The organism is Paraburkholderia sp. UCT31 (assembly GCF_014397655.1).
GTDB lineage: Bacteria > Pseudomonadota > Gammaproteobacteria > Burkholderiales > Burkholderiaceae > Paraburkholderia > Paraburkholderia tuberum.
Map to the genome: position 1 here is coordinate 70,965 of NZ_VZQP01000027.1, position 24,797 is coordinate 95,761.

23 protein-coding genes and 3 pseudogenes are annotated in these 24,797 nt (G+C 62.6%); 18 read left to right on the top strand and 8 right to left on the bottom strand.

The window, feature by feature from the left end:
• Positions 1-567 precede the first annotated feature (567 nt).
• The 6 genes from F6X40_RS22710 (at position 568) to F6X40_RS22730 (ending at position 6,049) form a co-directional block, all read left to right on the top strand.
• The gene (locus F6X40_RS22710) at positions 568-1,677 is read left to right on the top strand and encodes a hypothetical protein (RefSeq protein ID WP_187629298.1); all 1,110 of its coding nucleotides are present in this window, start codon (positions 568-570) and stop codon (positions 1,675-1,677) included.
• 49 nt (positions 1,678-1,726) lie between these two features.
• Positions 1,727-3,259: a B12-binding domain-containing radical SAM protein gene (locus F6X40_RS22715; protein ID WP_187629299.1), complete on the top strand. Its 1,533-nt coding sequence runs from the start codon at positions 1,727-1,729 to the stop codon at positions 3,257-3,259.
• 68 nt (positions 3,260-3,327) lie between these two features.
• Entirely contained in the window at positions 3,328-4,755 is a 1,428-nt protein-coding gene (locus tag F6X40_RS22720) for a tryptophanase (protein WP_187629323.1), read from the top strand.
• A gap of 9 nt (positions 4,756-4,764) precedes the next feature.
• A complete protein-coding gene (locus F6X40_RS22725; RefSeq protein WP_187629300.1) occupies positions 4,765-5,517 on the top strand; it encodes a dTMP kinase in 753 nt (250 codons plus the stop codon).
• A gap of 121 nt (positions 5,518-5,638) precedes the next feature.
• Positions 5,639-5,836 (top strand): hypothetical protein, encoded by a 198-nt coding sequence (locus tag F6X40_RS42475; RefSeq protein WP_262421515.1) that lies wholly within the window; start codon positions 5,639-5,641, stop codon positions 5,834-5,836.
• A 48-nt stretch (positions 5,837-5,884) separates the two neighbouring features.
• A complete protein-coding gene (locus tag F6X40_RS22730; RefSeq protein ID WP_184073190.1) occupies positions 5,885-6,049 on the top strand; it encodes a hypothetical protein in 165 nt (54 codons plus the stop codon).
• A 47-nt stretch (positions 6,050-6,096) separates the two neighbouring features.
• Here F6X40_RS22730 and F6X40_RS22735 read toward each other — a convergent pair whose 3' ends face one another.
• Positions 6,097-6,570, bottom strand: a complete 474-nt coding sequence (locus tag F6X40_RS22735) for an Lrp/AsnC family transcriptional regulator (RefSeq protein ID WP_187629301.1) — start codon at positions 6,568-6,570, stop codon at positions 6,097-6,099.
• A gap of 270 nt (positions 6,571-6,840) precedes the next feature.
• On the opposite strand from F6X40_RS22735, the gene hppD reads away from it, so the two are divergent.
• From hppD to F6X40_RS22750, 3 genes are all read left to right on the top strand, one after another.
• Positions 6,841-7,914, top strand: coding sequence for a 4-hydroxyphenylpyruvate dioxygenase (hppD, locus tag F6X40_RS22740; RefSeq protein WP_184011854.1), 1,074 nt, complete (start codon positions 6,841-6,843; stop codon positions 7,912-7,914).
• A gap of 94 nt (positions 7,915-8,008) precedes the next feature.
• Complete coding sequence (locus F6X40_RS22745; RefSeq protein ID WP_410452456.1) at positions 8,009-9,391, top strand: amino acid permease; 1,383 nt, start codon at positions 8,009-8,011, stop codon at positions 9,389-9,391.
• A gap of 44 nt (positions 9,392-9,435) precedes the next feature.
• Positions 9,436-10,641, top strand: coding sequence for an amino acid aminotransferase (locus tag F6X40_RS22750; protein ID WP_187629302.1), 1,206 nt, complete (start codon positions 9,436-9,438; stop codon positions 10,639-10,641).
• 142 nt (positions 10,642-10,783) lie between these two features.
• Here F6X40_RS22750 and F6X40_RS22755 read toward each other — a convergent pair whose 3' ends face one another.
• Positions 10,784-11,902, bottom strand: coding sequence for a patatin-like phospholipase family protein (locus F6X40_RS22755; RefSeq protein ID WP_187629303.1), 1,119 nt, complete (start codon positions 11,900-11,902; stop codon positions 10,784-10,786).
• Positions 11,903-12,161: 259 nt separating this feature from the next.
• Here F6X40_RS22755 and F6X40_RS22760 point away from each other — a divergent pair, with 259 nt between their 5' ends.
• The 3 genes and pseudogenes from F6X40_RS22760 to F6X40_RS22770 all read left to right on the top strand — a co-directional run.
• A complete protein-coding gene (locus F6X40_RS22760; protein ID WP_187629304.1) occupies positions 12,162-14,195 on the top strand; it encodes an ATP-binding protein in 2,034 nt (677 codons plus the stop codon).
• 151 nt (positions 14,196-14,346) lie between these two features.
• Positions 14,347-15,336: a zinc-dependent alcohol dehydrogenase family protein gene (locus F6X40_RS22765; RefSeq protein WP_187629305.1), complete on the top strand. Its 990-nt coding sequence runs from the start codon at positions 14,347-14,349 to the stop codon at positions 15,334-15,336.
• A gap of 7 nt (positions 15,337-15,343) precedes the next feature.
• Positions 15,344-15,574, top strand: a pseudogene (locus F6X40_RS22770) (IS30 family transposase); the annotation flags it as partial.
• A gap of 6 nt (positions 15,575-15,580) precedes the next feature.
• On the opposite strand, the pseudogene F6X40_RS22775 reads toward F6X40_RS22770, so the two are convergent.
• The 5 genes and pseudogenes from F6X40_RS22775 to F6X40_RS22795 form a co-directional block, all read right to left on the bottom strand.
• Positions 15,581-16,156, bottom strand: a pseudogene (locus F6X40_RS22775) (nitroreductase); the annotation flags it as partial.
• A gap of 142 nt (positions 16,157-16,298) precedes the next feature.
• Positions 16,299-16,946: a response regulator transcription factor gene (locus tag F6X40_RS22780; RefSeq protein ID WP_187629306.1), complete on the bottom strand. Its 648-nt coding sequence runs from the start codon at positions 16,944-16,946 to the stop codon at positions 16,299-16,301.
• Positions 16,943-17,140 (bottom strand): hypothetical protein, encoded by a 198-nt coding sequence (locus tag F6X40_RS22785; protein ID WP_184073204.1) that lies wholly within the window; start codon positions 17,138-17,140, stop codon positions 16,943-16,945. Before F6X40_RS22785 ends, F6X40_RS22780 begins: the two co-directional genes overlap by 4 nt.
• Before the next feature lie 127 nt (positions 17,141-17,267).
• The gene (locus tag F6X40_RS22790) at positions 17,268-18,929 is read right to left on the bottom strand and encodes an AAA family ATPase (protein WP_187629307.1); all 1,662 of its coding nucleotides are present in this window, start codon (positions 18,927-18,929) and stop codon (positions 17,268-17,270) included.
• A complete protein-coding gene (locus F6X40_RS22795) occupies positions 18,926-19,234 on the bottom strand; it encodes a hypothetical protein (protein WP_187629308.1) in 309 nt (102 codons plus the stop codon). The genes F6X40_RS22790 and F6X40_RS22795 overlap by 4 nt, the downstream gene beginning before the upstream one ends.
• A 175-nt stretch (positions 19,235-19,409) precedes the next feature.
• Here F6X40_RS22795 and F6X40_RS22800 point away from each other — a divergent pair, with 175 nt between their 5' ends.
• The 5 genes and pseudogenes from F6X40_RS22800 to F6X40_RS22815 form a co-directional block, all read left to right on the top strand.
• Positions 19,410-20,360: an acetyltransferase gene (locus F6X40_RS22800; protein WP_187629309.1), complete on the top strand. Its 951-nt coding sequence runs from the start codon at positions 19,410-19,412 to the stop codon at positions 20,358-20,360.
• A gap of 423 nt (positions 20,361-20,783) precedes the next feature.
• Complete coding sequence (locus F6X40_RS43280; RefSeq protein ID WP_316251834.1) at positions 20,784-21,032, top strand: CBS domain-containing protein; 249 nt, start codon at positions 20,784-20,786, stop codon at positions 21,030-21,032.
• A complete protein-coding gene (locus tag F6X40_RS43285; RefSeq protein WP_316251835.1) occupies positions 21,033-21,473 on the top strand; it encodes a CBS domain-containing protein in 441 nt (146 codons plus the stop codon).
• Between the two features lie 226 nt (positions 21,474-21,699).
• Positions 21,700-22,371, top strand: coding sequence for a phosphoribosyltransferase (locus tag F6X40_RS22810; RefSeq protein WP_187629310.1), 672 nt, complete (start codon positions 21,700-21,702; stop codon positions 22,369-22,371).
• Positions 22,367-22,558 (top strand): annotated as a pseudogene (locus F6X40_RS22815) (CBS domain-containing protein); the annotation flags it as partial. The gene F6X40_RS22810 and the pseudogene F6X40_RS22815, both read left to right, overlap by 5 nt.
• Positions 22,559-22,815: 257 nt before the next feature.
• Here the strand turns inward: F6X40_RS22815 and F6X40_RS22820 are convergent.
• On the bottom strand, positions 22,816-24,537 hold the full coding sequence (locus tag F6X40_RS22820) for a ShlB/FhaC/HecB family hemolysin secretion/activation protein (protein WP_187629325.1): 1,722 nt from the start codon (positions 24,535-24,537) through the stop codon (positions 22,816-22,818).
• A gap of 47 nt (positions 24,538-24,584) precedes the next feature.
• Between F6X40_RS22820 and F6X40_RS42480 the strand changes: the two genes are divergently transcribed.
• Positions 24,585-24,707, top strand: coding sequence for a hypothetical protein (locus F6X40_RS42480; RefSeq protein WP_262421512.1), 123 nt, complete (start codon positions 24,585-24,587; stop codon positions 24,705-24,707).
• The last annotated feature ends 90 nt before the right edge of the window (positions 24,708-24,797 follow it).

The window sequence follows — 24,797 nt, forward strand, 5'->3', positions numbered from 1 at the left end:
GGGCGAGTCACGAGTGGCAATCGACCGGTGCCTCGCGATTCGGGTTCGGCTACGGCAAGAAGGAATCGAGGCAGGCCGACCACCAACTGTGGATGCTTTTTGCAGGGTTCATGCCAGTCCTGCGTCGGCAGCGCGAAGGTCCTCCTCATTCCCTGCAAGAACGGACCGAAGTGCCCAGATCTCAAAAGGCCGCGCGGGTTTCGCGCCGATTGAAGCGGAGTCTGCGATTTGCCGACGCACGTTCGGGGCGAGCCCCTCGCAGCCTGCTGGATGTCGGTGCCGGGCCAACAGGTGAAGCGCATCTGTTGGTTGCAGATCGACTGCGGGACATTCGATACCGGCCCGGTACGCATGCCGACGTCCAAACATCTAAACGTGCGCATGTATCGCGCTGCCCTTTGAAATCTGGCTGCCCGCTTGCGTCATTGCTTTTGACGAGGACTCACGTCGCGCTGCAAGAGCGTGCCTGGCACGAACCGTGCGCCAGGAGCGCGAACAGTGAGTGGTGCGCATTGATGGTCGCGAAACGTATCGCTTGGGAATACTCACGAGGATGGAGGTAGAGCAATGAATCAGGCATGGAAGGCGAAAGCGGGGCAGTTCCTGCCGGGCGCGAATCTGACTGTGCTGCCGCACTGGGAGCGCGACGCGGTACCGGCCTACGATCGTGCCGAGGTCTCGGTGCCAGGGCGCCTTCACTTCGCGGTATTCGACTTTATGCAAATGGCGCCCGGCTTCGGCGGCGGCGGACTCGGCGTATCGACGAGCACGGTCGGACACCGGATCACCGTCACGAAGACGACCAACGGCGAGGGCGGCTGCGACGTGCCAAGCGGGCGGCACATGCTCGAGTTGTTCAAGCGAGCCGTCGGCTACGCACGTGACGACATCCGCGTCGATCGGGTGCGCAGCATCCAGCACCAGCACAGCGGCTTCGGCTCGAATGTCTCGTTCAATACCGCGACGCTCGCCGGCTTGAACGCGTTGTTCGGCTCACCGTTTTCGCCGCACGACATGTGGGAAATGATCACCCGCAACTACGTCGAGACCGCGAAGGATGACGAGCACGTGTATTTCGGACTGGAGACCGGCGTCGGCGAAGCGTGCCTGTTCTTCGGCGGTCTGGTCTGGGTCGACGAGAAGCACGGCAACGGCCGCTTCCTCGGCAACCTGAGTTCGGAAAACCTGTGGGTGACCACCGCCGTTGGCAACTACGACACGCTATCGACCGAAGCGCTGCGCGCCCATGGCGAAGGCGCGGACATGTCCGGTACCACCGAGGCGGGCTTCGTGCCGACGCATTTTGTCGAGTGGCAGAAGCACTACGGCATCGCGTGGCGCAACTTCATCGAGCAGAAGTTGCGGCCGGCACTGCATCGCAACGACCTGTTCGCGTTTCTGAAGCACGGCTGGGAACTCAACAGCATGAGCAACATGAAGGTGCTCGAAGGCATTTTCCGGACCGACGTGATGCGTGAGTTCGACGAGACGATGCAACGCGAGGGCGCGGTGTACGCGGGGATGAGCAGCGCGGGTCCGGGCTTCTATGCATTCTCCGACTGCGAGGACAAGGCGAAGCACCTCGCGGCGGTGATGATGCATCGGTTCAGTGAATTCATGAGCGAGATGACGGTGGCCCGCGCGGGCCAGAAGATGTCCATCGACGTCGCCGTCTAGGCGCATTCCTGCGAGCCCTCGCGAACCTTTCCACCGAGACCGATCGAACATGGCCAAGCGCGTCACCTTCGTCAACACGAACCAGATCAAACCGGCGATTGCGCCGATTGCGTTCGACTACCTTTCGGCGCCGATGGAGCGAGCCGGGTTCGAGCTCGATTTGCTCGACCTGTGCTTCTCCGACGATTGCGAGGCGGCCATTGCCGCGCACTGCCGCACCGCCGCGCCGGATTACTGGGGGGTGACGCTGCGAAATACCGACGACGTCTATTTTTCCAGCGGCTACAGCTTTCTCGACAGAATCAGGGACATCGTCGCGTTGCTTCGGCGCGCGCGCGCGGTTCCGGTCGTGATGGGCGGCGCGGGCTACTCGGTGATGCCGGAAAAACTGCTTGCTTACCTCGACGCCGACTTCGGCATCGTCAGGGAAGGCGAATTCAGCTTTCCCGAGCTGCTGACCTGCCTCGAAGAAGGCAGGAGTTTCACGCACATACCCGGCGTGGTCTACCGCGATACGGCCGGGGTGCGCGCTACGCCGCTCGCCCCGAAAGCATGCGGACCGCTGGCCGGCATAGGGCCTCACAAACGCGAGCTGGTCGACAACCCCCACTACTTCGCCAAAGGCGGCCAGATCGGCATCGAAACGAAGCGCGGTTGCAATCGCTCCTGCATCTATTGCGTCGAGCCGCTGATCAAAGGCCGCACGGTGCGCATGCGCGAACCCGATGATGTCGTCGCCGAGATGGCATCGCTCGAAGAACGCGGGGTCAACGTCTTTCACATCAACGACTCGGAATTCAATCTGAGCGTCGCGCATCCTCTTGCGCTGTGCGCGGCCATCATCCGGCACGGCCTCGCCGGCAAAATCCAGTGGTATGCGTACGGGATGCCGCGGCCGTTTCCCGATGAACTCGCGGCCGCGATGAAAGCAGCCGGTTGCGTCGGCATGAACTTCGGCGTCGACACCGCCAGCGAAACGATGCTGAAGATACTGCGCCGCACCTTTAGCGCCGACGACATCGAGCATGCGGTCAATACGGCGAAGCGCCACGGCCTCGAGCACATTATCGAACTGCTGTTCGGCGCCCCCGGCGAGACGCAGGAAACCGCGCGCGAGACGATCGAGTTCATCAAGCGGGTCGATCCGGAGCGCGTTTCGGTGACGGTCGGGCTGAGGATTTTCCCCGGCACCGAGCTCGAGCAGATGATTCGCCGCGAAGGCCTGCACGTCGGAAATCCGAATCTTCACGGCCATATCGAAGGCAACGACGATCTGCTGCATCCGATGTTCTATCTGCCGACCGCATTGGGCCCGGACCCGCAGCAATTCATTGCCGATCTGATCGGCAATGATCGGCGGTTCTTCGGGACCAACGCGAGTCTGTTCAACTACAACGCGAACGACGCGCTGGTCGAAGCGATCGCGCAAGGCGAACGGGGCGCGTATTGGTCGATCCTGAACCGGATCGAGAAACGCTTCGAAGCGGCCCACGACGCGCGCGGTTGTCACCGCACGTCCGCGGCCGGCGGCGATGCGGATCGGGCACCGATCGAGGTTGTGCCGATCGAGCAAAGTGCCTGATGCGGTGTGCGATGCCCGAAGCGGTCAGTCATCCAGTGGCCTGCGTACTTTCAACCCAGGAGGAGTGCATGCTTTTAGAAAACAGCCAGCCTGAGCCGTACAGGATCAAGATGGTCGAGCCGATCAGGCTGATCGACCGCGAGCAACGGCAGGCGCGGCTTGTCGCCGCCGGGTACAATGTCTTTCGCCTCGAAGCAGACGACGTCTACATCGATCTGATGACGGACAGCGGCACCTCTGCGATGAGCGCGAACCAGTGGGCCGGCATCATGACCGGCGACGAATCATATGCCGGTTCCCGCAGTTTCACGAAGTTGACGCAGGCCGTGCGGGACATGCTCGGCTTCGAATACGTATTGCCAACCCATCAGGGCCGGCCGGCCGAGCACTTCCTGTTCCGGACCCTCGTGCGCCCAGGCCAGGTGGTGCCGTTCAACGCGCCGTTCGATTCGACCGAGGCACACGTATCGATTGCCGGCGGGACCGCGATACCATGCGTCGCCGAAATCGGCTACCAACCCGCTGTCGAGCACCCGTTCAAGGGCGACGTGGATGTGCAGAAGCTGCGCAACGTGATCGAGAGCGAAGGGCGCGACAATATTCCGCTGATCATGGTCTCGCTGACGAACAACGCGGGCGGCGGCCAGCCGGTATCGATGGCGAACCTGCGCGCGGTGAGGGCGTTGGCCGATGAGTTTGCGATTCCGGTCTACTTCGATGCGGCGCGCTGCGCGGAGAATGCTTACTTCATCCAGCAGCGCGAGAGCGGCTATGCGAACCGGTCCGTGGCGGAAATTCTGAAGGAGCAGTTTTCCTATGCCGAGGGCTGCACGTTCAGCTGCAAAAAGGACGCGCTGGTCAACATCGGCGGCTTGCTCGCGACACGGTCGCGCACGCTCTATGAGCAGGTCGTGCCGCTGCTCGTGCTGTACGAAGGTTTCGTCACCTACGGAGGGATGGCGGGCCGCGATCTCGAGGCACTCGCGATCGGTCTGCGCGAGATGGTCGACGACCGATACCTGCAACACCGCGTAGGTCAGGTCGAACGGCTAGGGGACACACTGCTTGCCGGCGGCGTTCCGATACTGAGGCCGACCGGTGGACACGCGGTGTACGTCGATGCGGCCGCCTTCCTGCCCCAGCTGCCGCGCTCGCAGTTCCCGGCCGAGGCGCTGGCTGCCGAGCTTTATCTGGAGGGCGGCGTGCGCGCCGTCGGTCTGGGCTCGTTGGCGTTCCTGAAAGAAGTTCCGTCGACGGGCACTGTCAGCGCCCCGAGGCTGGAACTGCTGAGGCTGGCCATTCCTCGCCGCGTCTACACCGATAGCCACCTCGCGGCGGCTGCCGCCGCGTTGATCCGGGTCTACCAACGACGCGATGCGATCCGGGGAATGCGCATCGTCTCGGCACCGTCGATGCTCAAGCACTTCACCGCGGTCCTCGCGCCGATCGAGGCCCGTGACGAGATGCTCGCGGAGTCTCGGGAAGTTTTGGTCTGAGGTGATTTCATGTCGAATGCTGTCTTCGAAACGCTCGAGCTCAAACCGCATGCTTATCCGGGGGTTCTGGTCACGTTGTGCGGTGTGGATGGGGCGGGGAAGTCGTCACTGATGGAAAGGCTCGAAAGCGCGTGCACGCGTGCGGGGCTTAACTGCGTGACGACGTTTACGCCGACCCGTAGGATCCGCAAAAATGCGCTGTTCCGGGATATGGTGGACAGCCACTGGCATACATCGAGCGCCGGTTCCGGACTCGACGTAAACCGACGGCGCGTCGACATGCTGGGCATTCTGCTGTCCATCATGGGAGACCTCGTCCAGCATCTGACCGACACGGTCATACCGGCACTGGAACGCGGCGACGTCGTTTTCTGCGACCGCTACGTGTTCACCTCTCAGGCTGAAATCGGCACGCGTTCCGATCCCGCTGAGACTGCGCCGGTGCTCCGCAGCATCGCTGGTCATTTGCTGCGTCCCGACGTCGCCTTTGGTCTGAACGTTTCCGGCGCGACTTCACACCGTCGCGTGCGGGCAAGGAACGACGAGAACGACCAGCCGCCGCCGATGAGCTTTCTGACGCGTCAGGTGGCGGCCTACCGCGCCGTGTTCGAGGTCAACGGCGTTGTCGCGCTGGATGCGGAGCGGAGTCTCGACGAGACGTTCTGTCAGGCACTCAGTCATCTCGTGGCGATCGACCGTGTTGCGGGGCGGTTGGGCTATCTCGGGGCGGAATGTCCTACACGAAGCGTGGCGGCATGCTGAGGCTTCGACCTGCCTCGGGCATCGAGGTATGCGACAAAATGCGCGTCGACACGTTTTGATGAGCATCTATCCTTCGAGGAAGGACCATGATGCATGGAACATCAGAGCCAGGGAGACGACGATGCTTAGCCCACATGAGATCGCAACGCTCATGCTTCTCGAGACAAACCCCCGTCCAGAAAATATCGATCCCGGCGATCTCGACGCGTTGTGCGAGCGCCAACTTGTATTTCTGGAAAAGCTCGCGTCTGGATACGCGCGAGGGCGTCTGACTGCGCAAGGACGCTCGGTATTGCGGTGGGTCGGGAGGGTGAACTAGTGCCTCGCTCTGCATCGCCTGGGAGCTGTGACCTTCAGGAGCAATCACGTGCAATACCCAGTCGCGCGGAGGGCGGTGCAGACCATTGTTCGCGAACATCAACACGAGGCGTTCGGCGCCAATCGCGATCCGTTCGGCGGCAGCGAGATCGAAGGTGAAATGGACCGTTTGTTTTCGTTGATCGTCAGTACCGTTTCCGAGTCGATTCAATAAGAGTGGGCAGCACCGGAATGTGACGGGCGACGCTCGCGCTCAGCGGGCTAGGCCGCCAACGGGACAGCGCCCGTACATTTGATTTCATCGAGGCAAACGCTGGACTTGACTCCGCTCACGCCCGGAATGCGCATCAGCGTATCCAGCAGAAACTCCGACAGCGCTTTCAGGTCTTGCGCCACGACCTTGAGCATGTAATCGATATCACCCGTTACGACGAAGCATTCCTGAACCTGGGTGAGTTCCGAGATCATTCGCTTGAACTTCGACAGGTCGCGGACATGGCCTCGCTCCATCGTCACCTGGATGAAGGCCACTACGCCAAAGCCCAGCAGCTGCGCGTCGAGCCGCGTCTCGTAGCATTTGATCACACCCATTTCCTCGAGCCGGCGATGCCGCCTCAGCGTTTGCGCGGGCGACAGTTTGATCGCCTCCGCAAGTTCGAGATTGGAGATGCGCCCCTGGGACTGAAGAATCTCCAGTAAACGCACGTCGATACGATCGATGTCGATTGTATGCACTTTTATTTCCCCATTCGCCAGTGAAATGAAATATTAATGCACAAATCAGGGTTTGTCTGCGTCTGCAAGGAAATCCAATTGCGTCGATAAAAACTTACACTGAATCCAGATGGCGCTGCGACGACGCCGGCAAATGCGTTGAGAGAGTGGTCCGAGGACGCAGCCTGCGTGGCGATTGGAGAAATTTTCTTTCATTATTCCGACACCCAGCGCCACTCGGTGCCGGTTGCTCGCCGCAAATCATTCACCCTCTGCTGAACCTGAGAGATCATGGCCGACCTGTTTGACAATCCAATGCAACTGATGGGCTTCGAATTCGTTGAATTTGCCTCGCCCGTACCCAATGTCCTTGAACCGCTGTTCGAGCAGATGGGCTTCACACTGGTGGCTCGCCACCGTTCGAAGGACGTGCTGCTTTACCGCCAGGGCGAAATCAACTTCATCGTCAATCGCGAGCGCAACAGTGCGGCCGCTTACTTTGCCGCCGAGCATGGCCCGAGTGCGTGCGGCATGGCATTTCGCGTGAAGGATTCGCACAAGGCCTACGCCCGCGCGCTGTCGCTAGGGGCTCAGCCGATCGAAATCGCAACCGGTCCAATGGAGCTGAGATTGCCGGCAATCAAAGGCATTGGCGGCGCACCGCTTTATCTGATCGACCGCTTCGAGGACGGCAAGTCGATCTACGACATCGATTTCGAGTTCATCGAAGGTGTCGAGCGGCGACCGGCCGGTCATGGCTTGCGCCTCGTCGACCACCTCACGCACAACGTCTATCGCGGCCGCATGACGTATTGGGCCAACTTCTACGAGACTCTGTTCAACTTCCGTGAGCTACGCTACTTCGACATCGAGGGCGAATACACGGGTCTCACGTCGAAGGCGATGACGGCGCCGGACGGCAAGATCCGCATTCCATTGAACGAGGAATCTGGCAAGGGGAGCGGGCAGATCGAGGAATTCCTGATGGCCTTCAATGGCGAGGGCATTCAACACATCGCGTTCCTGACGGACGATCTGATAACGGTTATCGACAACCTGCAGATGGCAGGCGTGCCGCTGATGACGGGGCCCAACAGCTACTACTACGATGCGCTCGAGACGCGCTTGCCGGGCCACGGTCAACCGGTGGGCGAATTGCAATCGCGCGGCATCCTCCTCGACGGAACGACGGCAGACGGGTCGCCGCGCCTGCTGCTGCAGATTTTTTCCAAGCCGCTGCTTGGCCCTGTCTTTTTCGAATTCATCCAGCGCAAGGGTGATGAAGGTTTCGGCGAAGGCAATTTCAAGGCGCTGTTCGAGTCGCTCGAACGCGATCAGATCGAGCGGGGCACGCTGAAGGTTTGACGCGCGTACAACCCCGTTGATAGCTCTCGACCAGAGCAGGCGAAAAGCGAGGCGTGGCGTCCAGAACCAACCGCAGGACACAGGAGACAACATCGTGGCACACCAGCAACAGGGCACGCTACAGCGCGGCCTGAAGAATCGTCACATTCAGCTGATCGCGCTAGGAGGCGCAATCGGCACCGGCCTCTTTCTCGGCATCGCGCAGACCATCAAGACGGCAGGACCGTCCGTGTTGCTCGGGTACGCGATCGCGGGCATCGTCGCCTTCTTCATCATGCGGCAACTCGGCGAAATGGTCGTCGACGAGCCGGTGGCGGGATCCTTCAGCTACTTCGCAGGCAAATACTGCGGCCAATTCTCGGGCTTCGTGTCCGGCTGGAACTACTGGGTGCTGTACGTTCTCGTGTCAATGGCAGAACTGTCGGCCGTTGGCATCTACATGCAGTACTGGTGGCCCGGTCTGCCCACGTGGGTCTCCGCGCTCGCCTGCTTTTGCGTCATCAACGCGATCAACCTCACCAGCGTGAAGTCGTACGGCGAGCTCGAGTTCTGGTTCTCGATCGTCAAGGTCGCGGCGATCGTCGGCATGATCGGCTTCGGCGGCTACCTGTTGATTTCTGGCCACGCAGGCCCTGACGCGGGCGTGGCCAATCTCTGGCGCCACGGCGGCTTCTTTCCGAACGGCGTGTCGGGCCTCGTGATGGCGATGGCTGTCATCATGTTCTCGTTCGGTGGACTGGAACTCGTCGGCATTACGGCCGCCGAGGCGGAAGATCCTTCGCACACCATCCCGCGCGCGACCAACCAGGTGATCTACCGGATCCTGATTTTCTACGTCGGCGCACTCGGCGTGCTGCTGTCGCTGTATCCGTGGGAAAAAGTCGTTACGGGCGGTAGTCCGTTCGTGCTGATCTTTCACGCGATGAATAGTAACTTCGTCGCCAACGTGCTCAATGCGGTGGTGCTCACCGCCGCGCTGTCGGTCTACAACAGCGGCGTCTACTGCAACAGCCGCATGCTTTACGGCCTCGCAGGCCAGGGCAATGCGCCGCGCGCTCTGCTGAAGGTGAACGCCCGCGGGATTCCGCTCGTCGCGCTGGGTGTTTCCGCCGTGGCGACGGCCACCTGCGTGGTGATCAACTACCTGATGCCCGGCAAGGCATTTGAACTACTGATGGGGCTCGTCGTCTCGGCGCTCATCATCAACTGGGCAATGATCAGCATCATTCATTTGCGCTTTCGCAGCGCGAAAGCGCGAGCCGGTGAGACGACCGTATTCCGCAGCCTGGGCTATCCGCTTACCAACTATCTGTGTCTGGTGTTCCTTGGCGGCATCCTGGTGGTGATGTGGCTGATACCGGATCTGCGCATGTCGGTCTACCTGATCCCCGTTTGGCTCGTTGCGCTGGGCGTCGGCTATCGCTTGCGCAATCGACGCGCGGGCGCCTCGGTACCGGTTGGCGTGCCGATGCGCTAGGCACCGCGCTTTTGCAATCTTTTGGCCTAATCCAGGGAACCAGCATGTTTGAACACATCGATGCCTATGCGGGCGACCCGATCCTCACCTTGAACGAGAACTTTGCGAAGGATTCGCGCGACCATAAGGTCAATCTGAGCATCGGCATCTATTACGACGATCGAGGCCGCTTACCGGTGATGCAAGCCGTACGCGAGGCCGAAGGACACCTGCTCGCCGAGCTCGGTCCAAAGCCGTACCTGCCGATGGCGGGCTTCGCCCACTACCGCGATGCCGTGCAATCGTTGCTGTTCGGCGACGACTCGCCGGCACGTACCGAGGGGCGCATCGCGACTGTGCAGACCTTGGGCGGCTCGGGCGCGCTCAAGGTCGGTGCGGATTTCATCAAGCGCTATTTTGCGGGCTCACGGGTATGGGTCAGCGATCCGACGTGGGAAAACCACCGTTTCATCTTCGAGCGCGCGGGATTCGAAGTCGACACGTACCCGTACTACGACGAATCGAGCGGCGGGCTCAAGTTCGAAGAGATGCTATCGGCCATCGACGCGCTGCCGGCGCGCAGCGTCGTCCTGTTGCATGCGTGCTGTCACAACCCGACGGGCGTCGATCTGAACGACGCGCAATGGGTGCAACTGATCGAGGTCATCAGGAAGCGGAACCTGCTGCCATTCATCGACATGGCGTATCAGGGCTTCGGCGCGGGCATCGACGCGGACGCATTTGCGATTCGTGAACTCGTGCGCCAGAACGTGCCGGCGTTGGTGGCCAATTCATTCTCGAAGAACTTCTCGCTGTATGGCGAGCGGTGCGGCGGACTGTCGGTGATTTGCGAGTCGCCGGATGTTGCCGGGCGCGTATTGGGTCAATTGACGAGCGCTGTGCGCGCGAACTACAGCAATCCGCCGACGCACGGCGCAAAGATCGTAGCGCGCGTGCTGACAACACCGGCAATGCGGCAATCATGGCAACAAGAGCTTGCATCGATGTGCCGGCGCATCATGCGTATGCGTGCGGAGATCCATGAACGCCTGCGCGGCAAGGTGCCGGACACGATGCTCGCGCGCTACCTCGAGCAGCGCGGTATGTTCACGTACACCGGGTTGTCGGCAGACCAGGTCGACACGCTGCGCGAACGGCACGGCGTCTACTTGATCCGGTCCGGGCGCATGTGCGTCGCCGCGCTCAATGACAACAACGTTGCGACGGCTGCGGAGGCCATCGCGAGGGTCATCTCGCGGGCAGGCGATTGAGACTACTGCCGCAAGCCTGGAGCCGCGGCTGGACACGCGATCGGTCCGGCTAACGTGCGCGCGATGGCGGATCGGTTCCAGACCGACGTCGAAGCCGTCGCTAGCGCTCTCGATGCGGTGCGCGGCATGGAAATCGTCCTTTTCAGTTTCGTCGCGCGCTCGCGTTGCCGCTGTGCTTGAGCGTCGGATCGAGCAACGAACCCTTGACGTCGAGCGAAGACGCTTGCCCGAGTTTCGCGTAGTCGTTCTCGAGCCATACGTTCGCCACTTCGCGGCCACGCTCGAAGAGCGTTTTGAGCAAAGACCAGGACGTGCTGCTCTTGGAAACAAAACCGAACTTCGCGAGAAAATCGTCGTCGCGAATCAGGTGAAACCTGACGGGCTTGAAGCGGCTTTTGCGCGCTGCTTCCTCGCCGACCGAGTCGAGCACACGGTTGACCGCTTCGATCGCGTTGATCTCCAGTACGACGGACGCGTTGAAACCGATTTCATTGAGCCGGTCGAGAATGCCGCGCGCGTCTTTAGGCGGCATGTCGTGGCGCACGAACGGATTCGCGAGAACGAGAATCAGGTCCTGGGCATGGGCGATCAACGGCGCCAAAGGCGGGTTGCCCAGATAGCCGCCATCCCAGTACGGTATGCCGCCCACGCTGACGGTGCGAAACTCGCTCGGCAGGCATGCGGAAGCGCGCAATATGTCAATGGAAATCTCGGGGCGGGTGAAAATTGCGCGTTGGTTGGTTCGTACGTCGGTTGCGCAAATGAACAGTTGCGGGCCATCGCGCGTGGTATTGAGCGCGGCGAGATCCTGTTCGGGGAGGGCGGAACGAATCAACGGCCCGAGCGGATCGCGGTAAAACGGATTGCCGTAAGGCGAAGCGACGAGTCCCACGGCCTCCAGCATGATGGCGGCGGGATTCCAGTCGATATTCCAGCCGCCGAATGGGCCGGGTTCGGAAAAGCCGAGGAGCGCGTTGCCCGCCAGCGCGCCGGCGCGCGATACCGCTTCCCAGAAGGCGCGCAGCATGTCGCGTGCTTTCGGTGCGCCTCTGGTTGCGAGACCCGCCGCGCACAGCGTCGCATTGATTCCGCCCGCGCTTGCGCCGCTGATTGCCGCGATATCAAGCGGGGTTGCCTGCGACGAAGCCTCCAGCAGACGGTCGAGCACACCCCACGTGAAGGCGCCGTGCGAACCGCCGCCTTGCAGGGCAAACGCGACCTTGGGGCCGTTCTGTCGCGTCGAGTTCCGGGGTTCCTCCATCGCCATCGCTCCTTCGCGTCTTCATCGCCTTCCCGGCAATCTTACGCGCACGCGAGGATACTTGCGTCGGAAACGTCGAGCTTTCAATGGTTCGTCCTGTCCCGCATGCCATGGCGGCTCGCCCTGGATACTGCGATACTATTTATAGTCGCGCGCTGCGTAACCTACTAAAACGGTCCATGACAAAGAGGTTGACTGACACAAGCCGGTGTGCCGGGACGGCATCGCGGGCTCACAGCTTTCGTCAGGGGGTACCTGGATGAATCGGGATCTCGATCTGGATTCCCGAGGCGCGATCACGCTAAACGGGCTGGCGCGCAGGCTGGGGCGTACCCGTGAGCAACTGATGCATCGCTGGATCGCCGAGACCTCGGAGCAGGGAGCGCACACCGATGCGGACAGCGGGCAGGGACTCATGGGCTGTTTTGCCTATATGCTGGCCGAAGTATGCGCTGCCCTGCTGGTCGCCGAGAGCGACGCGTCACTATCCGCGCATGTGGCTGTCGCGCATCCCGGCAGGTTCTGGCCAGAGGGCTGGCGGGTCACGGATCTGTTTCGCAACATTGATCTAATGCAGCGCTTTCTGAAAGATGAGATCCGCGCGTATTTCGGTCCGGTTGCGGCTTCTATCGACGTTCACATACGGGCACACGACATCGTCGAGCGCACGTTTCGCGCGATGATCGAAAACGCCATCGAGGCGCAAATGCAACGTCAGGCCGCCGAGGTGGCGGCGGCGCAGGACAGCCTGCACACGGCGCTGACTGCGCTGAAGCTCACCGAGGAGCGGCTGCGTGTCGCGACGAGTGCGGCCGGCATCGGCATCTTCGAGTGGTGTGGCGCCTCGCGACAAGGCGTGTGGGAAAACCGCCAGATGTACGAAATCACCGGGCAGCCCGAGGAGAGGGGGCCGTTGACGGAAACCGAGTTCATGACGTCGGTCGTTCATCCCGACGATGTCGAACTGCTGAAATGCCATTTTCAGTCCCGGCTGGTCTCCGGCGAGCCGGTGCATGTCGCGTTCCGGCTGCACCGCGTAACCGACCGCGCGCTCAGGACCGTAGAAATGTTCGGGTATCTGCGTCCGCCCGTTCAGCAGGACGATTACACGTTCATTGGCAGCTTGTGCGACGTGACGGAGCGGACCGACGCAGAGGCGAAGTTGCAGGACGCCGATCGCCGCAAGGACATCTTTCTGGCCACGCTCGCGCACGAGCTGCGCAACCCGTTGGCGCCCGTGCGCAACGCCGCGCATCTGCTGGGCCACGGCGCGGGAGCCGATCCCGCCAAACGTGAGTGGCTGCGCAATGTGATCGAACGCCAGACCGGCCACCTGTCGCATCTGATCGACGACCTGCTCGATGTATCGAGGATCACCACCGGCAAGATCGAGTTGAAGCGCGAGGTCTTCGATATCAGGCTGGCACTCGACCACGCTCTCGAGATCACGATGCCGGCTGCGTTGCAGCGGCATCACGACATCGTGCGTCTGCCGCTCGCGCACCCAGTGTACGTCCACGGTGACCCGGCGCGGATCACCCAGACATTTTCCAATCTGCTGGATAACGCGATCAAATACACCGACGAGGGTGGCCGGATCGTCGTATGCGCGACGCTCGTCGGTCAGGAGGTATCCGTTACCGTGTCGGACACGGGCACGGGTATTTCGGGCGACGCACTGCCTCACGTGTTCGATCTGTTCGTACAGGGTTCCTGCCACGGCGAGCCGTCCAGGGGCGGTCTTGGGATCGGGCTCTCGGTGTGCAAGACGCTGACCGAGATGCACGGCGGGACCATTGTCGCCAGGAGCGAAGGCAAGAACAGAGGCAGTGAATTCGAAATACGTCTACCCGTTTGCCAGGGCAGCAACCAGCAGGCGAAGGACGGTGCCGAAGCAGGTCGACCGCCGTCCGACCCATTGCGTGTTCTGATCGTCGACGATAACAGCGATGCCGCGCTGTCGCTCGCAATGATTCTCGATGCGCACGATGTGCGCACCGCACACAGCGGGGAGGAAGCGCTTCAGATTGCCGCTGCCTTCGAGCCGCAGATCGTTTTCCTTGATCTTGGTCTGCCGGGAATCAGCGGCTATGAGGTTGCGCGTCGGTTGAGGGATCGTCAGGCGGCCGGCAAGCGCCTTGAAATCGTCGCCGTGTCGGGCTACGGACAGCCCGAGGACGTGGCTCGCTCAGCGGGAGCGGGGTGTGATAGTCATCTCGTCAAACCCGTCGATATCGAAGAACTGCTTGCGATCATCAGGCGAATGACCGGCGAAAATCCGTCCACCGCGTAGTTTTCGATCGACCTTCTTTGTGCGAGGCGGCGTTCTGGGGCGACGACGAAAAGCACTGTTCGGATTTCCCCGCTTATCAGTCGAATTCCCTCGCGGGAACGGCGTGGTAATTTTCGCAGTGCTCTACCATCAATCCATCCAGGAGGTAGTGATGTCGCGGACTGTCAGGTTTGCCGAGGCCGGTGGGCCGGAAGTGCTTCGATTCGTCGACGAATCGGTCCGCGGCCCCGGCCGCGGTGAAGTTCGCATCAACGTGAAAGCGATCGGTCTCAATCGCGCGGAATCGATGTGGCGCACCGACCAGTACATCGAGCCCGTCCGCTTTCCGGCCGGGCTCGGGTACGAGGCGGCCGGCATTGTCGACGCGGTGGGCGAGGGCGTCGGCGGTTTCGCGCCCGGAGACGAGGTCAATGTGATCCCGTCGTTCTCGATGAATCAGTACTTCACCTACGGCGAAGTCATCATCGTGCCGGACCATGCAGTCGTCAGGCACCCGAAATCTCTTTCCTTCGCCGAGGCCGCGTCGGTGTGGATGATGTTCGTCACCGCATATGGCGCGCTGATCGAAGATGCGAAGGTGGGCGCCGGCGACTATGTCGTCATACCGGCCGCTTCGAGCAGCGTTGGACTGGCAGCGATCCAGCTAGCGAATTACGCGGGGGCGACGTCGATCGCGGTCACGCGCCATGCTGGCAAGCGGCAGCAGTTGCTCGACGCGGGTGCCGCACACGTGGTCGTGACGGACGAGTCGGACCTTGTCGAAGCGATCATGCGGATCACGGATGGAAAGGGGGCTCGCGTCGCTTTCGATCCGGTCGGCGGCCCGAACTTCGCGAAACTGGTCTCGGCGCTGTCCTTCCAGGGGATGGCGTATCTGTACGGCGCGCTAGACGAACGTGCCACGACGCTGCCCGTGCTGCCGATGATCGCCAAAATGATTTCCGTGAAGGCGCACAACATCTGGCTGACGAGTGGCGACCCAACGCGCCGAAAGGCTGCGGTGGAGTTCGTGCTCAAGGGGCTCGAAAGCGGTTCGCTGAAGCCGGTCATCGATCGCACCTTTGGGTTAGACGAGATCGTCGACGCGCACCGCTACCTCGAAACCAACGGGCAGTTCGGAAAGATCGTGGTAACGGTGTAGCCCGCGAACCGACATTTCCGTGTATTTCTGCGATCCGAAACACCCCTGGCAACGCGGCTCGAATGAAAATACCAACGGCCTGTTAAGACAGTACTTTCCGAAAGGCATCGACCTGTCGGTCTACTCACAGGCCAAACTCAACGCCGTGGCACGAAGGCTGAACGAGCGACCACGAAAGACCCTGGATTACGAAACACCGGCTGAACGATTCCATCGAACTATTGCATCGACCGGTTGAATCCGCCGCGAACTGCGCGTGATCGGCGTCGGCGATCAGTTGCGCCAGCGCCTCGCGCGCGGTCGTTTGCTCCACGCAACAGGCAATCGCACCCTCGTCGTCGCAGGCGTCGCTGAGCTTGCGTTGCAGTGCCGCCGGAACGGCTTCGTCGACGAACGGCGCACGCGTCGTCACGCGCGCCGTCAGCGCGTCGAAGAGTTCGCGCAGGTGGGGATCGCGAGGCCCGTCGCGCGACACGCGCACGAGCGCCACGATGTCGGGGTCGGCTTCCGATGGAAACAGGGTGATCGCATAAGCGAGACCGAGACGGCACAGCGCCACGCGAAGATTGAGCAACGCCGCGCCGCAGCTCATCAGAAGTTCGCGATCGAAAGGATCGACCACGGGAAGCGCGCGCATGCGGTCGGCGCAGATCTGTACGGTCTCGCCGTCGACGATGAACCGCCACGGTTGCGTGTTGTGATTCGACGGCGCGAGCACCGCATAATGCAGCGCAAAGCGCAGCTGGTGTTCCAGTGGCGTGGAGGCGTGGAAGTGCGGTTCGCCGATTTCCCACGCGTCATGTTGGGCGGCATCCTTCATCTCGAAGTCTCCTTTCGGATCGTTCCCGCGAGCACGCGGTTCGTGTCGTCATCGTGTCGCCGGGTACCGTGGCAGGTTTGTGGCAGGTCGACGTTTCAGATGTCTCGCGTACGCTTTGCGCGGGTCTCGCAGCGGAGAAGCGCTACAGGTCGTGTTCGTCGTCGAACAGCTTATGGCGGATCGCATAGCGAACCAGCCCGTTCTCGTTCGGCATCTGCATTTTTTCGAGGATGCGCGTCTTGTGCGTGCTGATCGTCTTCACGCTGACGCATAGTTCGTTGGCGATCTCGGTGATGCTCTCGCCTTCGACCAGGCGCCGGAACACGTCGAATTCGCGATCGGACAGCCGCTGGTGCGGCAGCGCGTCGGCAGGCTCGTTCAGGTTCTGGGCAAAGCGTTCGGCCATCGCGAGGCTTACATAAACGCCCCCTGACGCGACTTTCGTCACCGCGCCGACCAGTTCCGCGCTCGCGCTTTCCTTGGTCAGATAGCCGGACGCGCCCGCCTTGAACGCTCGCACCGCGTATTGCTGCTCGGCGTGCATCGTTAGCACCAGAATCCGCAGGCCGGGTTTTTCCTCCTTGATCTGCTTGATCAGTTCAATGCCATTGCGCCCCGGCATCGACAGGTCGAGCACCAGCACGTGGGCCTGCGCCGCGCGAATCAGCGCGATCGTCGTCGCGCTGTCGCAAGCTTCGCCGGCCACTTCGAAGCCGCTCGCCTGCTGCAGGATATGGCGCAGTCCGTCGCGCACGAGCGTGTGGTCGTCGGCCAGCAACACCTTGATCATGGGGTAATCTCTCCCGGTTGCATCCATTGCCAGGGAAACCTGACCGCAATCGCGAAATCGGCGCTTTGCGCTGTATCGATCCGCATGGAGTCGCCGAGCATCGGCGCGTGTTCGCGCACGCCGATCAATCCGAACGGCATTTCGTGACCGCTGGCTCCAACCGTCTCGCGATCGGCGTCTCGTTCGCGATCCATTATCCGCTATCCGTGGCGGGCGGTCGGGCCGCTTGTGTGAGATGTCACTTCGGCCAGCCGTGGTCGACGCGCACGCGATCTCGATCACGCGCGCAGATCAATGACCCCGCTTCGCGTCGGAACATGATCAGCGGGTCGCAAACGGCGCTGACTGCATCAGTGCAAGCACGGGTCGCCAGAACGCGGGAGAGTCGAACGCCGCCATCGGTACCGCGGTGTCGAATGACAAGGTCAACGCCTGTTCCGCCGGCGTCAGTGCGTCGGCGCTCGCGAGTTGACGCGCGAGCGTCGCGGTGTCGGCGTCGGATAGATCGCGCGGACCATGCCGGCGCGCTTCGACGCGTTGCGCGAGCACCGTTGGTTCGGCACGAAAGTCGAGAATGCGAGCCGGTACGCCAAGCCGTTGGGCGAGCGCGAAAAACGTGTCGCGGTGACGGAACTCGAGAAAGGTCGCGTCGACGATCGCGCTGTGGCCGCTTTGCAGCACGCGGTGCGCGAGTCGAAGAAGGTGGTCGTAGATCGCGTGACGTGCATCTGGCGTGTAGTGTTCGGCGCCAAGCGAGGTTTGCGCGTCGGGCGCCGGCCGCGGACGCTTGCGTTCGGCATCGCTCGACACTCGCACCGCGCCGCACAGGTCCGCAAGGGCCCGGCTCGCGACCGACTTCCCCGAACCGGAGTAGCCATGACACAGCAGCAAAACGGGTCCCGGCTTCTGCGTTTGCGCGCGTGCCACCTCGAGGTAGCGCAGGGCCGGATCCGGGATGGCGACGTTGCGGCCCGCTACGTATCCCGCTTTCAGGCACGCGACCCACGCCCGCACCAGCGCGCGATAGGCGACGTACAAAGGCATCAGCGACAGCGCCGCATAATCGCCCGACGTTTCGAGCCAACGGTTCAACAGTCGATTGGCCAGACGGGGCTCCGCTCGCGCGCACAGGTCCATCACGAGAAACGCGACGTCCGCTGCGACGTCGATCCAGCGTAGCGCATCGTCGAAGTCGATACAGTCGAACATTGCGATTGCGCCGCGCCAGCGAACCACGTTGTCCAGATGCAGATCGCCATGGCAGCCACGCACGAAACCCTCGGCGCGGCGCCGCTCGATCAGCGGCGCGAGTTGGTCGAGCTGTCGCGCGCACCACGCGGCAATGCCGGGCAGCGCGGGATGGCTGCAATTGGCCAGCAGCGCCGCGTTGATCGTTTCGATCTGCGTTCGCACCAGCATGGCGCACCCGTAGCGCGACGACGGCGCGTTGCGGGGCGCCCTCAGGTGATAGTCGGCGAGCCGCTTCGCCGCGCCGTCGATGTCGCGCGGCGTCAGTGCTCCCTTCGCCGCGAGACTCGAAAAGAGCATCGCCTCGTCGAAGCGGCGCATCTTGACCGCGTGATCGACTGTCACGCCGCCGTCCCCGAGTGTCAGCACGCCGGCGTGGCGCGCAATCGGCAGCACGCCGGCGTAAATACCTTGCGCGAGTGGCCGGTTCAGACGGAGCTGGGCTTCGCAGCAGCGCTTGCGGGTCGCGGTGGCGGTAAAGTCCGCGAAACCCGGGGCGACGGGTTTGATGATCTTGTACGCGAAGCGCCCGGCGAGATACACGACGGATATGTGCGTTTCGACCCGGACGATCCTGCCCGCCGGATGACGGTACGTGCCCGGCCTGCGCAGCGTCGCGTCGAGTCCGCGCACGCTGCGGCGCGCGGCGCGGAGCCGGTTGGCGAGATGCTGGATGCCGCGCATGCCTGCATTGGCGCGTGGTGAAGAAAGCTTGCGGCTCCGTGGCGAACTCATGCCGGACTCCACCTCGCGGGCAGCTGCGCGCCCATTTCTTCGTGGCGACCGCTCAAGTCGACCGAGCCCGCGACAACCAGGCCGGAATTCGCAACGAGCGGCACGCCGGGCGCGCGTTCGACGATCACGCTGCGCCCGCCGAAACCAGGCATGACCTTGACGGCCTCGGCGAGCGCATTGATGCCATCGAGCAGCCATTGCCGGGCGTCATGGTGAAGCACGAGCGTCTCATTCGGCACGGTTGACCTCCGCGTGGTGGGACGGCCGGCGCCCGCCTTGCGCGCGAGCCGGAATCGTCTACTCATTTAAGCCATCGGGTATGGTAACCCGGCTTGATCTGAATCAACGAGGCGGTAGCCGGGCATCGCCAGTCGGTCGGCAACTGCCTGTACGCTTCCATACGAAATGCAGCGTGGGTCACCGATTGACCGCAGTCAAGCCGCGTGCGATCGTGGCAGCAACGCGCCGGTGGAGCAGCGGATGAAGCGATTCGATATTTTCAATGGCGATGCCGACGGCATCTGCGCGCTGCATCAGTTGCGGCTCGCCGAGCCTGCCGACACCATCCTGATCACGGGAGCCAAGCGCGAGGTAACGCTTCTGCAACGCGCGAACGCGCAGCCGGGCGACAGCGTGACCGTGCTGGATATTTCGCTCGACTCGAACCGCGAGCCACTCATCGCGTTGCTGGATCTTGGTGTAAAGATCGACTATTTCGATCATCATTTCCCCGGTCCCATCCCCGCACACGCGCTGCTGACGACGCATATCGATATGTCACCGGATAGGTGCACTGCGCTGATCGTGGACCGCCATCTTCAAGGCCGGTACACGCGATGGGCGGTGGTCGCGGCCTATGGCGACAACCTGCATCGGGCAGCGCATCGGGCCGCCAGTGCGTGCGCGGTGAACTCGTCCGATGAGCGCAAACTGCGCGAACTCGGCGAAGCGATCAACTACAACGCCTACGGGGACAGCGTCGTCGATCTTGCCGTCGATCCTGTCGAGATGTATCGCGCCATTCAACCCTATTCGGATCCTCTCGAGTTCATTGCGTCGACCGGCGTGCTGCCCGAACTGCAGGCGCGACGAACGGAAGACCTCGAACTGGCCTTGGGACTCGCGGTAACGCGGCGGGTCGCCAATGGAACGCTGCACATTCTTCCCGACGCGGCGTGGGCGCGGCGCGTGCGAGGCGATTTCGCCAATCTCGTCGCGCGACGCGACCCGGCGCAAGCGCACGCGGTGCTGACGGCCGGCGCCGATGGCCGATACACGGCGAGCGTACGGGCTCCGCTCGATTCTCCGCGAGGCGCCGACGTCCTTTGCAGGAAGTTCGGAGGAAACGGCAGGGTCGCTGCCGCCGGTATCGACGGGCTCGATCGCGCGCGGCTCGACGAATTCGTGACAGCGTTCAGCGTTGCGTTTTGACGCGACGTTCGTGGAGCGGGTGACCGGTAATTCACCGCCGCATCGCAGTCGGCAGTGCGAATTCCCCAGGTGGCGCATCGACATGGACGTCGTCACCGTCGCTTGGACAGCAGAGGGCGGGCTTGATGCTTGATGCAAATCAACAATGGTCCGCCGCTACGCATCGATCATTGGGCTGTACTCGAACCCGGGGCTCATCACGAGTGGCCGGATCTTTGCGATAGGCGCATGGCACGGCGGAATCGACGCGTTGCAACGACTGGTCGACGCGAACTTCGTCGCGGCGGCACGCCGCGCGAGCGGATTCGAAGTTGGCGCCGAAGGGAGCACGGCGACGCGTCCTTCAGCGCCTGTCAATTGCGTCGCCTCGCGCCTGCCTGCACCCCTGTGCGACAGCGCAGGGCACTCGATATGGAGATCACTATGCAAGCCTCGGACATCATGACGACCCGGGTGGTTTCAATCGCAGCGGAAAGTTCGGTCTATGACGCGGCAAAGCTGCTTGCCGACAGCCGGATCAGCGGCATGCCCGTCGTCGACGACGCAGGCAGCGTGATTGGCATCGTCAGCGAGGGCGATCTGCTCCGGCGCGTCGAAACCGGCACCGAAACGCAGCGGCGCTCGTGGCTCGCGGAGTTCCTCGCGCCTACGCGTCAACTCGCGGTCGAGTAAATGAAGGAGCGTTCGATTCGGGTGCGTGACGTGATGAGCGCGCCCGCCGTCACCGTCGACGAATCGACGCCGCTTGGCGCGGTCGCCGAACTGCTTGGGCGCAAGCACATCAAGCGGTTACCGGTCTTGAGCAAGGGCAAGCTCGTCGGCATCGTCAGCCGGGCCAATCTGGTGCGCGCGCTCGCGAGTTGCGCACCCGCGCAGCTCGATGCGCAACCGTCGGACGATCAGATTCGCAGCGCGATCACGAAGGAACTCGACGGACATCGTTGGGCGATGGTCGCCGACGGCCTGATCGTCACGGACGGCGTCGCTCATTGCTGGGGAGCGGTGCGCTCCGAGGAAGAACGCGAGGCGATCCTCGCCGCCGCCGCGCGGGTGCCAGGGGTAAAAGGCGTAAAGGATCATCTGGAATATCCGGTCGCGTTCACGCCTCTGTGAACAGAGGCGCGGCAAATCGCGGGCATTCCGGCATGCCCTGCACGCCGTGCCGCGCCATGGTCCCGACGCAGTGCCTGGACCTCGACCGTCCGTTCCAGACGTCGCAGTTCTTCCGCTCGGTGACGATCTTCGCGCCATCGCGCTACAACCGTGATTTTTCTTGATGCAGCCGATTGATGGCATAGTGGGTTTGGCAACGCGCACTGACGTTGCGGGAGGAAAAGCGATGGGCAACCTGTTTCGCGACCGCGCCGACGCTGGCAGACAACTGGCCCACGCACTGCGCGACTATCAGGGTCGCGGCGATCTGGTGGTGCTGGCTCTGCCGCGCGGCGGCGTTCCTGTCGCGTTCGAAGTCGCACGGGCATTGCATGCGAAGCTCGACGTTCTCGTCGTCAGAAAGCTCGGGGCGCCGCAAGACGAGGAACTGGCGATGGGCGCCATCGCGACGGGGGGCGCCCTTCATCTGGAAAGGTCGGTGCTTCGCGAACTGAAAATCAGTGACGCCGAATTGGCCGACGTGATCGCGCGCGAAACAGCCGAACTCGCGCGCAGGGAACTGGCGTACCGTGGGGAATGCCCGCCGGTGCCAGTACAGGGCAAGACAGTGATCGTGGTCGACGACGGCATCGCGACGGGGGCGTCGATGCATGCGGCGCTCGACGCACTCCGCAGCAGACATCCCGCTCGGATCGTGGTGGCGGTCCCGGTGTCGCAATCCGATGCGTGCACGGCATTCGAAGGAATCGCGCACGCGTTCGTGAGCGTGCTGCAGCCGGATTGGTTGATGGGGATCGGCGGGTTCTATGTGAATTTCGACCAGACGACCGATGAAGAAGTCCGCGCCTGTCTCGCCGCCGCGCGCGGTTGGGAGCCCGAGCAGGGCTCGGCGGGATGATCTCTGTCTCGCCGCCTCGCGAATGCGTTTGAACGGCGTGCGGCGCCTGCCCGTCGTCGACGCCGCTGGCGGGCTGACCGGCATCGTCTCGCTCGACGATCTGCTCGAGGCGGTGTCCGGGCTTCTGTCGGAGCTATCGCTCGTGACGGGTCGCCAGCCTCACATCGAGCAGAAGAACCGCGGGTGACGGCAACGCGGCTCATGCATCGACCCCGATCAACATTCACTTCGCCGGCCGCCGTGGGCCTGGAAGTGGAACGCCGCTCGGAGAGCGGCCCGCATGGCGGCGCAATTGACCGGATGCGATTCGATTGTCTTGATCGAAGGCTCCGCGAATCATGGAAGACGCTCTCGAAAGGCGCGCCCTGCTGCGACATCTGGGGCGGTTGATTGGAGCCCATGACGGAAGAGTCACGCTACGGCCGGACTTTGAGCATCGACGGCTCACGTTCCGACCGACACGTACAAGAGCACGATCGGCGCCTTCGAACCGTTTGGTGTCGCCGAGCGTAATGGCGCGCCATAGGTGCAGCGCAAATCCACGAATCTCGACCATTGGACGCGCACGCCCGCGCCGACGCCCGCGAGCAGACCGGGGTTAGTTTCGGCTGGCTGGTCGATCGTGCTCCATACGCGGCCCGCATCGAAAAACACAAAGGGTTGCACGACTGCGTTGCTCGCGCCGAGCGAGATCGCAGGCGTGCGCACCTCGGTCTGAATGTTCCAGCCGCGATCGCCCAGCGTGACGTATGGGTCGTAGCCTCGCACACTGGACTCCCCGCCGAGCCCCATCTCCTCGCTCGGTAATAACGTGTTCGGCGTCCACTGGAACGTTCCGTTCGTGATCAGCGTGAAGCCAGCCCCAAGCGCGGTGGCACGAGACGCAGTCAACTGCATATAGATGTAGCGGGCCGTCGCGCCTTGCCGCGCGGCGTTAAATGCCGAATCCTGATTGTTGCCATCCAGTCCGCCCGGACTGGCGACGAGTGCCGCCGCGGCGTGCGCCGTGCCAGCCTCGGTCGGTTTGCTGATGTCGTAAGACAACACGAACTGATGTATGTGCGTATTCGAGTTGAAAACCTGGGAGCCGCCAAATTCCAGATCGTTGTTGCTGCGCTTGAAGTCGTATCCGATCTGGATCAACTGTGTCGTGTCCGTGATGGTCGGCAGACGCAAGTCGTAGCGAAAGCTGAACTGCGCAGAAATGCCCGTTTGCCCATACGTGTCGGGCAACCGTGGCGTGCTCTGCGCGTAGACGCCGAACAATTCGATACTGTCGAGCCAAGGCAGCGGCGCCGTGTAGTTCAGCGCGTGCGCGGTGAAGCGGGCACGGTTCGGGCGGCCTTCGATATTCGGATTGCCGCTGAAAAAATCGTTGCTGGCCGTGAATTGATAGGCGATCTGCTGATCGAGACCAAGCAGGTTGCCGTAGCCTATGCCTGCAAAGAACCGATCACGGCCGAGCTCCGGCACGCCTTCATTGTCGTAACCCGCGCTTACGCGAAGCGGCAGCCGGTCTTCGGTTTGCAACACGACGTCGGTCGTGTCGGCGGCCTCACCGGGCGCAAAAACAGCATCGACCCGTCGATATGGATTCGCGTTGAGCACCGCAAGTCCCTTCGAGACCGCCGATTGCAGGACCGGTCCGCCGGGCTCGAGCGGCATTTCACGTTCGAGAAGCCTGCTCGAAAAGTAGGTGTTGCCGCTGGCATGAACCCGACCCAGTTTGAATTCGGCAATGGCGATACGCACGACACCCGAGCTCACGTCCTGTTCCGGCACGTAGACGTCGACGAGCGGCTTTCCCGCCGCCCGATAACGCGCGACCACGGCGCGGCGTATCTCGGCGAGGCGGCCGAAGGTCAGCGGCTTGTCGAGGTCCGTGGCGAAGCTCTGCAGGAAGGCGGATTCGAGTACGGGCAATCCTTGCGCGACGATACGACCTTGCTGCCTCGGCGATGCCGCCGCGGACGCGCCGGCCGGTTCGAAGATGAGCCCGGCAAGCCGCTCGACAGCGATCCGTGCGGACTCGGCCTGCGCTTCCGGAGAGGAGGGTGACGACGCGCTTCGCGGCGCCTGCGGTGCGGGTTGCGGCGCGAGGTCGCGCCATGCCTGTGCCGCTACTGGTGAGGTCTGCATGATGCCCGCAATGCACGTTGCGATCATCAGGACAGCAGTGCAGGCGGCGGATCGCGATTTCATCGATCGCTTATATGCAAAGCGCTGTGCCTATTGGCAGCCTGGCAGCAGGCTGCGGCGACCAGCAGGCCGCCGCCCTCAACCCGATGTCGCGCATGCAATACGAGCCTTCCGTCGTTCATGGCGATACCTATTAACGGGTGTGGTGCATCGAATCCGGAGCCGCACGTCGAAATTATTCTAGTCGAAGCGCCTGCGCGAGTTTCCAAAGGCGACCCGAACCCTCT

Excerpts from the sequence above, each read along its gene's own strand:
- F6X40_RS43280 (WP_316251834.1), top strand. The coding sequence starts at position 20,784 with ATGCAAGCCTCGGACATCATGACGACCCGGGTGGTTTCAATCGCAGCG.
- F6X40_RS22750 (WP_187629302.1), top strand. The coding sequence starts at position 9,436 with ATGTTTGAACACATCGATGCCTATGCGGGCGACCCGATCCTCACCTTG.
- F6X40_RS22820 (WP_187629325.1), bottom strand. The coding sequence starts at position 24,537 with ATGATCGCAACGTGCATTGCGGGCATCATGCAGACCTCACCAGTAGCG.
- F6X40_RS22760 (WP_187629304.1), top strand. The coding sequence starts at position 12,162 with ATGAATCGGGATCTCGATCTGGATTCCCGAGGCGCGATCACGCTAAAC.
- F6X40_RS22795 (WP_187629308.1), bottom strand. The coding sequence starts at position 19,234 with ATGAGTAGACGATTCCGGCTCGCGCGCAAGGCGGGCGCCGGCCGTCCC.
- F6X40_RS42480 (WP_262421512.1), top strand. The coding sequence starts at position 24,585 with ATGCAAAGCGCTGTGCCTATTGGCAGCCTGGCAGCAGGCTGCGGCGAC.
- F6X40_RS22780 (WP_187629306.1), bottom strand. The coding sequence starts at position 16,946 with ATGATCAAGGTGTTGCTGGCCGACGACCACACGCTCGTGCGCGACGGA.
- F6X40_RS43285 (WP_316251835.1), top strand. The coding sequence starts at position 21,033 with ATGAAGGAGCGTTCGATTCGGGTGCGTGACGTGATGAGCGCGCCCGCC.
- F6X40_RS22725 (WP_187629300.1), top strand. The coding sequence starts at position 4,765 with ATGTCGAATGCTGTCTTCGAAACGCTCGAGCTCAAACCGCATGCTTAT.
- F6X40_RS22785 (WP_184073204.1), bottom strand. The coding sequence starts at position 17,140 with ATGGATCGCGAACGAGACGCCGATCGCGAGACGGTTGGAGCCAGCGGT.
- hppD (WP_184011854.1), top strand. The coding sequence starts at position 6,841 with ATGGCCGACCTGTTTGACAATCCAATGCAACTGATGGGCTTCGAATTC.
- F6X40_RS22710 (WP_187629298.1), top strand. The coding sequence starts at position 568 with ATGAATCAGGCATGGAAGGCGAAAGCGGGGCAGTTCCTGCCGGGCGCG.
- F6X40_RS22810 (WP_187629310.1), top strand. The coding sequence starts at position 21,700 with ATGGGCAACCTGTTTCGCGACCGCGCCGACGCTGGCAGACAACTGGCC.
- F6X40_RS22755 (WP_187629303.1), bottom strand. The coding sequence starts at position 11,902 with ATGGAGGAACCCCGGAACTCGACGCGACAGAACGGCCCCAAGGTCGCG.
- F6X40_RS22800 (WP_187629309.1), top strand. The coding sequence starts at position 19,410 with ATGAAGCGATTCGATATTTTCAATGGCGATGCCGACGGCATCTGCGCG.
- F6X40_RS22715 (WP_187629299.1), top strand. The coding sequence starts at position 1,727 with ATGGCCAAGCGCGTCACCTTCGTCAACACGAACCAGATCAAACCGGCG.
- F6X40_RS22720 (WP_187629323.1), top strand. The coding sequence starts at position 3,328 with ATGCTTTTAGAAAACAGCCAGCCTGAGCCGTACAGGATCAAGATGGTC.
- F6X40_RS42475 (WP_262421515.1), top strand. The coding sequence starts at position 5,639 with ATGCTTAGCCCACATGAGATCGCAACGCTCATGCTTCTCGAGACAAAC.
- F6X40_RS22765 (WP_187629305.1), top strand. The coding sequence starts at position 14,347 with ATGTCGCGGACTGTCAGGTTTGCCGAGGCCGGTGGGCCGGAAGTGCTT.
- F6X40_RS22790 (WP_187629307.1), bottom strand. The coding sequence starts at position 18,929 with ATGAGTTCGCCACGGAGCCGCAAGCTTTCTTCACCACGCGCCAATGCA.